Origin of the sequence: Phenylobacterium sp. (assembly GCF_020253645.1) — a bacterium.
Lineage (GTDB): Bacteria > Pseudomonadota > Alphaproteobacteria > Caulobacterales > Caulobacteraceae > Phenylobacterium.
Window position 1 is genome coordinate 1 of sequence record NZ_JADCBG010000051.1, and the last position, 11,793, is coordinate 11,793.

An 11,793-nucleotide genomic window follows, 5' to 3' on the forward strand; every position below is an offset into this window, starting at 1 on the left:
GAGTTCTTCTCGAAGATCATGGCCAGGGTGCGCTCACGGCCGGGCGCGTCGGCGTCGACCCGGCCCTGGGTCCAGCCGGCGCGCGCGGCCTTGCGGGCCGCGGCGTCGTCGAGGATCCGGCGCAGGGTCGTCGCCTCCAGGGACCAGAGGTCCAGGAAATGACGCACGGGCGGGTTCATGTCGTCTTCAGGGGAAGACATGGCCGCCTCAGGCCCCGCGGGCGCGGGCGCAGGCCCGGTCAAGCTTCTCCACCACCTCGCGCACCTCGTCGACCGAGATGACCAGGGGTGGCAGGAGGCGCACGCAGTTGTCGCCGCCGCCGGCGATCAGCAGCTTCTCGTCCCGGGCGTGCTGCATGAACTCGCGGTTTGGCGTCTTCAGCTTCAAGCCGATCAGCAGGCCCCGGCCGCGGATTTCCTCGACCACGTCGGGATTGCGCGCCTTCAGGCCCTCGAGCTGCTGGGTGAAATAGCCGGACACTTCCGCCACATGGTCCAGCAGGGCGGGCGAGCTGAGCTCCTCCACCGCTGCGAGGCCGACGGCCATGGCCAGCGGGTTGCCGCCGTATGTGGAGCCATGCGAGCCCGGGGTCATGCCCGAGGCGCCACGGGCGGTGGCCAGGCAGGCCCCGACCGGGAAGCCGCCGCCGAGGGCCTTGGCCACGGCCATGATGTCGGGCTCGATCCCGGCCCACTCGTGAGCGAACAGCTTGCCGGTCCGCGAGAAGCCGCACTGGACCTCGTCGAGGATCAGCAGGACGCCGTACTGGTCGCACAGGGCGCGAAGCTCCCGCAGGCAGGAGTCGGGAACCGCCCGGGCCCCGCCCTCGCCCTGCACGGGCTCCAGGATGACCGCCGCGGTGGTCGGCGAGGCGATCGCGGCCTTCAGGGCCTCATGGTCGCTGAACTTCAGCTGGAGGAAGCCCGGCATGCGGGGCCCGAAGCCCTCCAGGTAGCTGGCGTTGCCCGAGGCGTTCACCGCGGCCAGGGTCCGGCCATGGAAGGAGCCGTCAAAGCCAATGATGTCGATCCGCTCTTCCTGGCCCCGGGCCCAGTGGAACTTGCGGGCCGCCTTTATGGCGCACTCGATGGCCTCGGTCCCGGAGTTCGTGAAGAAGACCACGTCGGCGAAGGTGGCGTCGGTCAGGGCCGAGGCCAGCTTCACCTGCTCGGGGATCGTGAAGATGTTGGAGACATGCCAGAGCTTGTCGGCCTGGGCCTTGAGGGCGGCGATGAGCTTGGGGTGCGAGTGGCCCAGGGCGTTCACGGCGATGCCGGCCAGGGCGTCCAGGTAGGCTTCGCCGTCCGCAGTGAACAGACGCACGCCCTCGCCTCGCTCGAACGCCAGGGGCGTGCGGCTGTACACGCCCATCAGGTGGTCGGCGGGAACGTTGAGGCCCTCGGGCTGCGTCTTCTGGGTCACGAGCAGGAACCCTCCAAAACGTAACGTCCCCGCCGCGGGGCGACGGGGACCGGAAGGGGCCGAGTTCTCCGCCGGACGGGCGGAAATGTCAATGTTTGCGGGCTCAGCTCTTGATCTTGTAGCCGGTGTCGAACATCCAGAGGCAGACGCAGGTCAGGGCCACGACGAGGCCCGCCGTCATCACCGCCCCGGCCAGGACGGAGCCTTCCGCATAGCCGAGGAAGCCGTACCGGAACCCGTCGATCAGGTAGAAGAATGGGTTGAAGTGGCTGAGGGTCCGGAAGGGCTCGGGCAGGCGCTCCACCAGGTAGAAGGTGCCCGACAGGAAGGTCATGGGCATGATGATGAAGTTGGTCACCACAGCCATGTTGTCGAACTTCTCGCTCCAGAGCCCGCCCATGATCCCCAGGAGCCCCAGGATGAGGGCCGCGCCCAGGCCGAAGTAGAGGATCGCCCAGGGCTGGCTGACCGGAAGGTGCGAGAAGGGGATGATCACCGCGGCGGTCACGGCGCCCACCAGAACGCCCCGGGTCGCCGCGCCCAGGCCAAAGGCCGCCACATGCTCCGCCGGGCTCAGGGGCGGCGTCAGGAAATCCCCGATCAGCCCGTTCATCTTCGCCTGGAGCAGAGAGGACGAGGAGTTCGCGAAGGCGTTGTTCAGGATCGCCATCATCACCAGCCCGGGCGCCACGAAGGCGGCGAAGTCGTACCCATGGACCGGGGGACGCGCGCCGTGGGCGGCGACGACAAACACCATCATGTAAAGGAGAGAGGTCACGACGGGGGCGGCCAGGGTCTGCATGCCCACCTTCCAGAACCGCATGATCTCGCGGATGTAGAGGGTCTGGAATCCCGCCCAGTTAAAGCCGGGATAGGACCGCGGCTCCGGGGGGATCACAGGCGACGGGGACGGGGATGTATCGGTCATGGCCCATGATGTGCGCCGGGTCACGAGCGGTGGCAAGCGCTCTCGTCGGCTCTTGCCCCCGGCGCGTCCGCGTCTAGCCTTGCGCCCAGACAACAGGAGACCGCCCCATGTCCCGCCTGCCCCTGATCGAGCCCGAGGGCCTGCCGCCCTACATGAAGGCCATTCATGACGCGACGCCGGACGAGAACTGGCTTGGCCGCCATTTCGCCCGCGCCTTCGCCCCGGCCGGGGACCTCGTCCAGGCCTACCAGGCCTTCTATCATCCCTGGCACACCGGCGGAGCGGGGGTCCTCCCGCCCCGGCTGAAGGAACTGATCCGCCTGCGCATCGCCACCCTCAACGGCTGCGTCCTGTGCAAGACCGTCCGCATGGCGCCCGAGGTGGTGAGCGAGGAAGAGGCCGCGTCCGGCGTGGACAAGGTCGATGAGTCCGGCTTCAGCGCCCGCGAGCGCGCCGCCATCCACTTCGCCGAGAAGATGGCCGTAGATCACCACAACATCTCCGATGACGATGTGGCGAACATGCGTCGGCTCTTTACCGACGAGGAGTTCCTGGAGTTGGCCATGATGGCGGGCCAGTACATCGGCTTCGGCCGGGTGCTCGCCCTGCTGCAGCTTGAGGTCGCCGCCTGCCCGATCTGAATCACCGCCTCCACATTTAGTTCCTGTGGATGGACGTCATGGCGCCGATTGTGGTCTGTAGCGCTTCCGTTACGATATATTGTGGAGGGGCGAGGTTGGGAATAAGCTCCGACACAAGATATTGATCCCGGCGGCGCAGGGCGCTCAAGCCGGGCTGGATGGTGGAGCGAACCAATGGGTTGGACCGACGAGCGGGTCGAGCTGCTCAAGAAACTCTGGCAGGACGGCCTGTCCGCCAGCCAGATCGCCAAGCAACTGGGCGGCGTGACCCGCAATGCGGTGATCGGCAAGGTGCACCGGCTAGGACTCTCGGGGCGGGCCGCGCCTTCCAAGCCGGCAAGGCCGGCCTTCAAGGCGCCAAGGCCGGCGAGGCAGACCGCGGCTCCCGCCCCGCCCCGGCGGATCGCCCCGCCACCCCTGGCCGCTGCGGCCCCGCCGCCCCAGCCGCCGGTGCGCTATGTCGAGGAGTCCCCCGGCGCCGCCACCGTCCTGACCCTGGGCGCGCACATGTGCAAGTGGCCGATCGGCGACCCCTCCAGCGATGACTTCACCTTCTGCGGCCGCCGGGCCACCGACGGGCCCTACTGCGTCGAACACGCCCGGGTCGCCTATCAGCCGGCCCAGGCCAAGAAGCGCTCCAGCGCCAATGAGCTCGCGCGCAGCCTTCGCCGCTACATCTAGACCCGGCATCCGTTGGGGATGGGGGGCGCGCCGCGGTCCGGCGGTCTTTTGACTTGCACTCGGTCCGTTCGGCGCGTCCCTTTCCAGTCATGACAGGTACGGACCCCGACACCCTCCCGGCGGATGCGGACAACGCCCGGGCCTATTCGGTCTCGGAGCTCGCCTTCGCCCTCAAGCGCACCCTCGAAGACCAGTACGGGTTTGTCCGGCTCCGCGGTGAGCTCTCCAAGGTCACCTTCCATTCCAACGGTCACGTCTACCTTTCGCTGAAGGACGAAAGGGCTGTCCTGGACGGCGTGGTGTGGAAGGGCTCGGTGCGCGGTCTGTCCGTCCGCCCGGAACAGGGGCTGGAAGTGGTGGTGACGGGTCGGATCACCACCTACCCCCAGGGATCGCGGTACCAGATCGTCATCGAAACCATGACGGCCGCGGGGGTGGGCGCCCTTCTGGCCCAGCTGGAGCGCCTCAAGGCCCGGCTTGCGTCGGAGGGACTCTTCGAGGCGTCGCGCAAGCAGCCTCTGCCGGCCATGCCCACGGTGGTCGGCGTCGTCACCTCGCCCACGGGGGCGGTCATCCGCGACATCCTGCATCGCCTGCGGGACCGCTGGCCCTGCCAGGTGCTGGTCTGGCCCGTCGTCGTCCAGGGGGAGGCGGCGGCAGCCCAGGTGGCGCGCGCCATCAGGGGGTTCAATGACCTCTCCGAGGGCGGGGACATTCCCAGACCGGACGTCCTCATCGTGGCCCGCGGCGGGGGATCGGTGGAGGACCTGTGGCCCTTCAACGACGAAGCCCTCGCAAGGACGGTCGCCGAGAGCCGGATTCCCCTGATCTCCGCCGTCGGCCATGAGACCGATACGACCCTGATCGATTTTGTCTCCGACCGTCGGGCGCCCACCCCCACCGCAGCGGCCGAGATGGCGACACCCGTCCTTTCCGAGCTCCGCGCAGGCGTCGCTGAGCTCTCCGGGCGCCTCCACCGCAGCGGCGGACGGATCGTCGGCGACCGGCAGGGTCGGCTGGAAGGTCTGGGCCGCAGCCTGGCCCGTGCGCCGGACCTTGTGGAACTGGCCGAACAGAGACTGGGGCTGGCGCGGAGTCGTCTGGGGTCGGGTCTGATCCGTAACATCGGGGCGCACGAGACCCGGCTCGCCCGAATCTCCGGCCGTCTCCAGCCCAGCCTCCTGTCCCGGCCCCAGGCGTCGGGATCGGAGCGCCTCGCCGGGATCTTCGAGCGGCTGGTTCCGGCGCTGTCGCGTCGGGTGTCGAGGGCGGAGGAAAGACTGGTCGCGGTGGCGGCGCGCCTGAAGTCGGCGGATCCGGGGGCTCCCCTCGCCCGGGGGTTCGCCCGGGTGCACCGGGCCGACGGCGGTCTTGTCCGGAGGGGTGCGGATCTGAGGTCCGGAGAGCCCGTCCGCCTGGTCTTCGCCGATATCGAGCGCAGCGCGGTGATCGAACCTCCGGGCGGCGGACCGCAGCGCCAGGGCGACCTGTTCTGAAGCGGAGCCTTTGCGGCCCCGGGCCGGAGGGGCTAAAAGCGCCTCATGAACGCACCTGACACCACCGGCGGCGCAGACCTCGCCCTGCTGAACTTCGGGGATGGCGACTTTACGGTTGTGCGGCCCGGGCGGTTTGTCCTGTGCGCCGTATCCGGGGTTCGCATTCCCCTGGAGGCCCTGCGTTACTGGAGCGCGGTCCACCAGGAGGCCTATGCCGGTCCGGCGGAGGCCCTCGCCCGGTGGCGCGCCGTAAATCCCTGACCCCCCTCCTCCCGAGGCGGAGTTTGCTGGGCGCCCTGGCTTCGGTCGGCGCGACGGCGATCGCGGGCGATGCGTCAGCCGCCGCCGGGCCGGGCGTGCGCCTTTCGGGACGGGCCCGGCAGGGCGGGACCCTCATTGGACGCACCCGGCCGGGATCACGGGTCCAACTCGACGGCGAAGACATAGGGCCCGCCTCCGCCTCCGGGCTGTTCCTGGTCGGCCTGGACCGCGACAGCCCTCTCTCCCTTGAACTCGCGATCACCGACCCGGAGGGCCGGATGGCCGTGCGGAGACTACAGGCGGCGCCTGGAGACTTCGACGTTCAGCGGATCGACGGGCTGCCGCCCCAGCAGGTGCAGCCGGAAGGCGACGAACTGCTCGACCGGATCGCCGCCGAGGCCGATCGGAAGGCGAAGGGGTGGGCGAGCCGGGCGGATTCCGAGGACTTCGCGGGGGGATTCAGCCGACCCCTGCGGCGCTTCCGGCTTTCCGGCCGCTTCGGAGGCCAGCGGGTTCTGAACGGGCGCCCCATGGCTCCCCACTACGGGGCGGATCTCGCGGCGCCCGAAGGCGCCCCCATCCTGGCGCCGGCCCCCGGGCGGGTCAGCTTCGCGGAAACAGGCCTTCACTTCGAGGGCGGACTGACCATGATCGATCATGGCCAGGGCCTGGTAACCGCCTATCTCCACCAGTCCGAAGTCCGCGTCCGTGAAGGGCAGATGGTGGAGCGCGGGCAGGTCATCGGATTGGTCGGCCAGGAGGGTCGGGCCACCGGGCCTCATCTCTGCTGGCGGATGAAGTGGCGCGACCGGCGGCTGGATCCGATGCTGCTGCTGGGCGTCAGGGCGCCCTATGCCTTCGGCTTTCGCCGCCGGTAGACCTCGTTCGGCCAACGCCTGTGGACCCAGAACCATTCGTCCGGGCGATCCCGTATCCGATCTTCCATGAAGGCGTTCACCCGACGCACGCCCGCAGCGATGTCGGCGGTCCGGTCGCCGGTGTCGGTGAGCCGGATGTCATCATGCACGATCACCCGGAAACGGGCCTTTTCCAGCCTCTGGACCGACATCGGGACCAGGGGGATGCCGAAGCGAAGGGCGAAACTTGAGGGTCCGGGGGCGGTGTGGCAGTCGACGCCGAACAGGGGTGCGAGGACGCCGCCGTTGAATTTCTGGTCATTCATCAGCGCCACGCACTCGCCCCGACCGAGAGCCCGGATCAGTTCCCGTGCGCCATCCCCGCCCTTCGGCGCGAACAGCCTGACTCCATAGCGGAACCGGCTGCGGCGGATGCGGGCGTCCACATGCGGATTGTTCGTCGCGCGATAGGTGATCTGGCAGGTGACTCCCGCATGGATGATCACCGCCGGCATGATCTCCATGGAGGAAAAGTGTCCCGAAATGAACACGACGCTCTCTTTGTTCCGCGCGATGTCCCTTAGCCTCTCCCCATTGACCACCTCCACCCGGGCAGGATCGGCGATGATCTTGTCGAGGATCGGGAACTCGGCCGCCCAGCGCCCAAGGGCCCGCCACTGCGCCGCAAGGAGGCGATCCACCCCGGCGGGATCCAGGTCCGGAAAGGCGATCCGGATGTTGGTCTCGGCCACCCTGTGAGTCGAAGTCAGGGGCCCGAGGACTCCCGCCAGGGCTGCGCCGAAGTCGGAGACGGCGTCGATGGGAAAGCAGCGCGCCAGGAAGGTCACCGCGTCGAAGGCCCAGGCTTCGAGGCGCCAGACGAAATCCTGAAGCCGGGAGGGTCGTGTCCGGTCCGTCACACCCCTCAATAGCGCGGCCTCACGTACAACTGCAATCGGGGGGCTGGCCCATGCCTTGCTGAATCAGGCGCAAGGTTCCCATTTTGGCACAACCCCAAGTGGCGCTGAACGGGCGAAACCGAGGATAGAGAGCCACCCATGTCTAACAGCGCCCGCGCTCCGGACGTCGTAATCGACGCACACATCGGCCGCATGATCCGGCGTCGCCGACGCCAGATCGGTCTGACCCAGCACCAGCTCGCCTTGGCCAGCGGCGTGCGTTTCCAGCAGATTCAGAAGTATGAGAGCGGCGCCAACCGGATCGCCGCCTCCCGGCTGTGGAGAATCTCCCGGGCAACAGGGACGCCGCTGCTCGCCTTCTTTGAAGGTCTGCCTGACAACATGGACGAGACCGCAAGCTGAGCGCGGCGCCTTACCTTCCCGGCCGCCGGACGGTAGACAGGGCCATGCCGACCCCGGACCGAATCGCAGACCTCGAAGACCTTCTCGTCGACCTCAACCGGCTCTCCGCCGAGGTCATACTGCCCCTCTTCCGTTCGGATCACGGGCTGGAGGACAAGGGCGGTGCGGGTGGGTTTGATCCGGTCACCCAGGCCGACCGGGGCGCCGAAGCCGCCATCCGCAGGCGGCTGTCGGAGGTCGTTCCCGGGCACGGGGTGATCGGTGAGGAGTACGGCGAGGACCGGCCGGACGCGGAGTTCGTCTGGGTGCTCGACCCCGTGGACGGGACCCGAGCCTTCATCGCTGGCCTGCCTCTGTGGACCACCCTGATCAGCCTCCGATGGCGGGGACAGCCGCTGGTCTCGTCCATTGGCCAGCCCTACCTGGGCGAGGTCTTCCTGGGTTCCCCGGCGGGTTCCCGGCTCATCCGGGGCGACACCAGCCAGGCGCTCAGGGTCCGGCCCTGCAGCGACCTCTCCAAGGCGATTATCGCCACCACAGATCCTTCCGGCTATTTCGAGCCCGACGAGCAGGCCGCATGGGCCCGGGTCAGGGCGGCGGCCCGGCTAGCGCGCCTGGGTTGCGACGCCTACGCCTACGCCATGGTCGCGGCGGGCGTGATGGACCTCGTGATCGAATCCCGCGCCTGCAAGTGCTGGGACATCGAAGCGGCCGCGCCGCTGCTTGCGGGGGCCGGCGGAGTCGTCACGGACTGGGCCGGCCGACCGATCGGCCTAAACGGAGGTCAGATCGCCATCGCCGGGGACCCAGCCTGTCTGGAGGAAGCCCTGCCCTTGCTGGCGCCGGCGGCGGACTAGCCCCGCGCCCACCCCCCCCCGGGAGAGGGTGCGAGGACCTGGGCCGGAGGGTCAGGCGTACCGGGGCGCAACCTGGTCGGCAAGATCGTCGAAGGCTGTCCAGAACTGGGTGCGCAGGGGGTCCGTCTCCATCAGAATCTCGTGTTCGGCGCCCTCCACGGTGACCAGGCGACCGTCCGGCAGCAGGCCGGCGATGACGGACTGGGCGGCGACGTCCACCAGTCGGTCACTGGCCGCGGAGACGATGACCACCGGCAGGATCGCGTTCGCGAGATTCTCCCGGCGAGACAGCCAGTCCATGGTCTTCAGGGCGAAGTCCAGCCAGCCCCAGGTGGGCGAGGAGAGGGCGAGGTCAGGATTGGCCCGGAGCAGGTCCTTGTTCCTGCGATAGCGCACAGGATCTTGGGTCAGGACATTGCCCTCGAAGGACTCGGCGGCGGGATCGCCAGGCGGCTGGGCCCAGCCCTCGGCTCCGCCGGCCAGCATCCGGACGCCGACCAGCAGGCGGGCGAAGCGCGGCAGTCGCAGGCCCAGCATGGGGGCGCAGAGTACGGCGCCGGCGAATCGGCGCGCCTGTCCCCGGGCCAGGGCGGTCAGGGTGAGGCAACCGCCCATGGAGTGACCTGCGGCGATCCAGGGCTTCGGGAGACGCGCCTCGAAGGCCACCAGCAGGGCGTGATAGTCGGCGAGAAAGGGCTCCACGCCCCGCGCATGGCCCTTGCGCCGGTCGGGGAGGTCGCGGTGGGACAGCCCCTGCCCGCGCCATTCGTTGACCAGGACCACAAAGCCTCGCGCCTGGAGGTCGCACACCACCTCGAAGTACTTCTCGATGGCCTCGGTCCGTCCGGTGGAGAGGATGACCGAGCCACGCGGTCGGCCTTCGGGGCGGAAGAGCGCGGCGCGCAGGCGCGCGCCGCCCTGCCCCTCGAACCATTCCGCGCCGCCGCCGGGAGGGACCGGAGAATCCGGCAGGGCTGTCAGGGGCGCCGTCTCGGTCATGTCAGGCCTCTCCGGTCCGGGCGGCCAGGAGGGCCTTGACCTGGGTCATGAGGGACATGGCCAGTCCCATGTCCGACACCTTCAGACGCCCGGTGATGGCGGCGGTCATCGGGTTCAGCTCCCCCTTCGCCAGGGCCTCAAGGTCACGGCGGCTGACGCTGATGACCAGGTCCGCGGGGTCGGGAAGGTTGGTCACCTCGGCGCCCTCGACGCGGATCACGCCCTCGCCCCGGAGGTCAAGACGGATGGACCGGTCGAACCCGGCGCCGCCGCCGCTGAAGTGCGCCCGGACCTTGTCCGTCAGTTCCGCCAGTCCATCCATGGGCAGCTCCCCCGCTTTCTCTCCTGCAATGCCGCTGGCCGGCCGGCTTGTAAACGCCCTGCGCCGGCCATGGGGCTTGAACCTCCCGGCGCGGCCCCCATTTCCCCCACGAAGGCGCTGGAATTCCGGGCCTTCCGGACGGTGCGAGGCTCCAGCGCGCACAGGTCCGCCCTCAAAACGCAACCTTGCTTCGACAAGAAGGATGTGAACGCACATGCGCACGATCGACTTTTCCCCCCTTTATCGCTCCGTCGTCGGCTTTGACCGTCTGGCCCAGCTTCTGGAATCCGCCTCGGTCGACCAGGCCGCCGGCTACCCACCCTACAACATTGAGCGGACCGACGAGAGCGCCTACCGCATCGAGATCGCGGTCGCCGGCTTCCGGCCCGAAGAGCTGAACATCGAGGTCAAGGAGAACCTGCTCACCGTCCAGGGTCGCAAGGCGGCCAATGAGGCCGAGCGCCGGTTCCTCCACCGCGGCCTTGCCGAGCGCGATTTCGAGCGCCGTTTCCAGCTCGCGGACTACGTGGTCGTGACCGAGGCCCGGCTCGCCGACGGCCTTCTCTCGATCGCCCTGCGGCGCGAGCTGCCTGAGGCGCTCAAGCCCAGGCGAATCGAGATCGCCACCAGCGCCGCCCCGCTGATCGAGGGTGAGAAGGCCGCCTGACGGCTAACAGAGCCGCACGTCCGGCGGGCGGCGTCTTCGGACGCCGCCCGTGTGGGACGTGGTCAGGATTCTGAACAGGTTGACCCCGTCCGAGCCTTCAGTTTCAAACGGCCCCGCCCCTCCTCATTGGACTCTGGCGAGCGCGCCGGATTCACGACGGGCGATCATGCCGAGGCTCTTTCCCGGCATCGGCGACCGGAGCGACCAGATAGAGCTTTCATCATCCCCTCCGCTCACTGCGACCGACGTCCGCGAACAAGGGCAGGGCATGGACGAGGATGGCTTCGAGCCGCTCCGCACGCTCCCGTGGATCGCTCGGTACGAGGCCCTCCAATTGATTGTCGAGCGTCAGCATCGCCAGCCCGTGAACAATGCTCCAGGCCAGAAGCGTGCGAGGGTCGCTCGTATCGCCCTCGGCGCCCGCCGCAAGGGCCGTTTGTGCGAGCAGAGGATCCGCCGCCGCCTCGAGATCGGGGTCGGGGTTGGGGTCGGTCGTGTCCAGGGCGTCGCCCCCATACATCAGGCGGAACAGGTTCGGCTCATTGATCGCAAAGCGAAGGTAGGCCCCGCCGATCGCGAGAAGACGATCCTGACGGGTGAGGCCCGGATCATCGATCGCAGTTGTCCGCGCCAACATGGCGAAGCCCTCCGCCGCGACGGCTCTGAGAAGGGCCGGGCGATCGCGAAAATGCCGGAACACGGCGGAGGAGGAGACGCCGTTCCACTGTGCGCAGGCGCGCGTCGTCAGCGCCGAGGCGCCATCCTTTCGCACCAACTCCAACCCCGCTGCGACCAGGCCGGCCCGGAGATTGCCGTGATGATACCCTTTACGCTTCGTCATTCGCCCAACGACGGCTTTATGTGATGAATGCTCACATTTAGCTTGACAAACCGACCCGCACAACTCGAGTATGTGACTGTCGCTCACATTGATCTGCGGAAACCTGTCACCATGCCTAAGCTCCGAAAGTTCCTGCGTTTTGTGCACATTCTCGGCGGGCTTTATCTGGGCGCCTTTGTGTTCTCGCCTCTCATCGAGAGCCCAGCGGCAACGGCTGCGGCCCGCATGGTGGCGGTTGGCCTGCTCATGACTGGCGCCGCCATGTGGCAATGGAAGCGCCTAGCTCCGGTGGTCAATCGGCTGTCGAGCCGCGCATAGTCAGAAATCCCGCCCGACCTCGACGCCAGCGGAGTCGAGCGCCCTCGGCCCCGGATCGCCTCGCGGCCATCGGCTCCTGCAGGTCGGGACATGCCCTAGGACGAATCGACATTCAGCGCATCCAGAGTATCGAGGCGGCGATGTGGATGAAGGCGAGGTAGTGGCGTGCCAGCCTGTCGAA

At 68.5% G+C, this 11,793-nt stretch carries 15 protein-coding genes and 1 pseudogene; 9 read left to right on the forward strand and 7 right to left on the reverse strand.

Annotated features, from left to right (window positions below):
- From INE98_RS03910 to INE98_RS03920, 3 genes and pseudogenes are all read right to left on the reverse strand, one after another.
- Positions 1-179: pseudogene (locus INE98_RS03910) on the reverse strand (ornithine carbamoyltransferase); the annotation flags it as partial.
- A 28-nt stretch (positions 180-207) separates the two neighbouring features.
- Positions 208-1,371 carry an aspartate aminotransferase family protein gene (locus tag INE98_RS03915; protein WP_293536760.1) on the reverse strand — a complete coding sequence of 388 codons (1,164 nt, stop codon included), beginning with the start codon at positions 1,369-1,371 and terminating at the stop codon, positions 208-210.
- Positions 1,372-1,525: 154 nt separating this feature from the next.
- Positions 1,526-2,350 (reverse strand): ABC transporter permease, encoded by an 825-nt coding sequence (locus INE98_RS03920; RefSeq protein ID WP_293536741.1) that lies wholly within the window; start codon positions 2,348-2,350, stop codon positions 1,526-1,528.
- A gap of 107 nt (positions 2,351-2,457) precedes the next feature.
- Between INE98_RS03920 and INE98_RS03925 the strand changes: the two genes are divergently transcribed.
- The 5 genes from INE98_RS03925 to INE98_RS03945 all read left to right on the forward strand — a co-directional run bounded on the left by INE98_RS03925 (position 2,458) and on the right by INE98_RS03945 (position 6,307).
- The gene (locus tag INE98_RS03925; RefSeq protein WP_293536743.1) at positions 2,458-2,991 is read left to right on the forward strand and encodes a carboxymuconolactone decarboxylase family protein; all 534 of its coding nucleotides are present in this window, start codon (positions 2,458-2,460) and stop codon (positions 2,989-2,991) included.
- A 174-nt stretch (positions 2,992-3,165) separates the two neighbouring features.
- Positions 3,166-3,672, forward strand: coding sequence for a GcrA family cell cycle regulator (locus INE98_RS03930; protein WP_293536744.1), 507 nt, complete (start codon positions 3,166-3,168; stop codon positions 3,670-3,672).
- 89 nt (positions 3,673-3,761) lie between these two features.
- Positions 3,762-5,168, forward strand: coding sequence for an exodeoxyribonuclease VII large subunit (xseA, locus tag INE98_RS03935; RefSeq protein ID WP_293536746.1), 1,407 nt, complete (start codon positions 3,762-3,764; stop codon positions 5,166-5,168).
- A 45-nt stretch (positions 5,169-5,213) separates the two neighbouring features.
- Entirely contained in the window at positions 5,214-5,429 is a 216-nt protein-coding gene (locus INE98_RS03940) for a DUF2093 domain-containing protein (RefSeq protein WP_293536748.1), read from the forward strand.
- A complete protein-coding gene (locus tag INE98_RS03945; protein ID WP_293536750.1) occupies positions 5,408-6,307 on the forward strand; it encodes a M23 family metallopeptidase in 900 nt (299 codons plus the stop codon). Before INE98_RS03940 ends, INE98_RS03945 begins: the two co-directional genes overlap by 22 nt.
- Here the strand turns inward: INE98_RS03945 and INE98_RS03950 are convergent.
- Positions 6,280-7,206, reverse strand: coding sequence for a lysophospholipid acyltransferase family protein (locus tag INE98_RS03950; RefSeq protein WP_293536761.1), 927 nt, complete (start codon positions 7,204-7,206; stop codon positions 6,280-6,282). The two genes, INE98_RS03945 and INE98_RS03950, sit on opposite strands and share 28 nt — an antisense overlap.
- A gap of 138 nt (positions 7,207-7,344) precedes the next feature.
- Here INE98_RS03950 and INE98_RS03955 point away from each other — a divergent pair, with 138 nt between their 5' ends.
- Complete coding sequence (locus tag INE98_RS03955) at positions 7,345-7,608, forward strand: helix-turn-helix domain-containing protein (protein WP_367120162.1); 264 nt, start codon at positions 7,345-7,347, stop codon at positions 7,606-7,608.
- 44 nt (positions 7,609-7,652) lie between these two features.
- The gene (gene hisN, locus INE98_RS03960; protein ID WP_293536752.1) at positions 7,653-8,465 is read left to right on the forward strand and encodes a histidinol-phosphatase; all 813 of its coding nucleotides are present in this window, start codon (positions 7,653-7,655) and stop codon (positions 8,463-8,465) included.
- Positions 8,466-8,516: 51 nt separating this feature from the next.
- Here hisN and INE98_RS03965 read toward each other — a convergent pair whose 3' ends face one another.
- Entirely contained in the window at positions 8,517-9,464 is a 948-nt protein-coding gene (locus INE98_RS03965; protein WP_293536754.1) for an alpha/beta fold hydrolase, read from the reverse strand.
- 1 nt (position 9,465) lies between these two features.
- Entirely contained in the window at positions 9,466-9,786 is a 321-nt protein-coding gene (locus INE98_RS03970) for an SCP2 sterol-binding domain-containing protein (protein ID WP_293536756.1), read from the reverse strand.
- A 214-nt stretch (positions 9,787-10,000) separates the two neighbouring features.
- Between INE98_RS03970 and INE98_RS03975 the strand changes: the two genes are divergently transcribed.
- Positions 10,001-10,453, forward strand: a complete 453-nt coding sequence (locus INE98_RS03975; protein WP_293528224.1) for an Hsp20 family protein — start codon at positions 10,001-10,003, stop codon at positions 10,451-10,453.
- Positions 10,454-10,673: 220 nt separating this feature from the next.
- On the opposite strand, the gene INE98_RS03980 is transcribed toward INE98_RS03975, so the two are convergent.
- Complete coding sequence (locus INE98_RS03980) at positions 10,674-11,294, reverse strand: TetR/AcrR family transcriptional regulator (RefSeq protein ID WP_293536757.1); 621 nt, start codon at positions 11,292-11,294, stop codon at positions 10,674-10,676.
- A 111-nt stretch (positions 11,295-11,405) separates the two neighbouring features.
- On the opposite strand from INE98_RS03980, the gene INE98_RS03985 reads away from it, so the two are divergent.
- The gene (locus INE98_RS03985) at positions 11,406-11,612 is read left to right on the forward strand and encodes a hypothetical protein (protein WP_293536759.1); all 207 of its coding nucleotides are present in this window, start codon (positions 11,406-11,408) and stop codon (positions 11,610-11,612) included.
- Positions 11,613-11,793 lie beyond the last annotated feature (181 nt).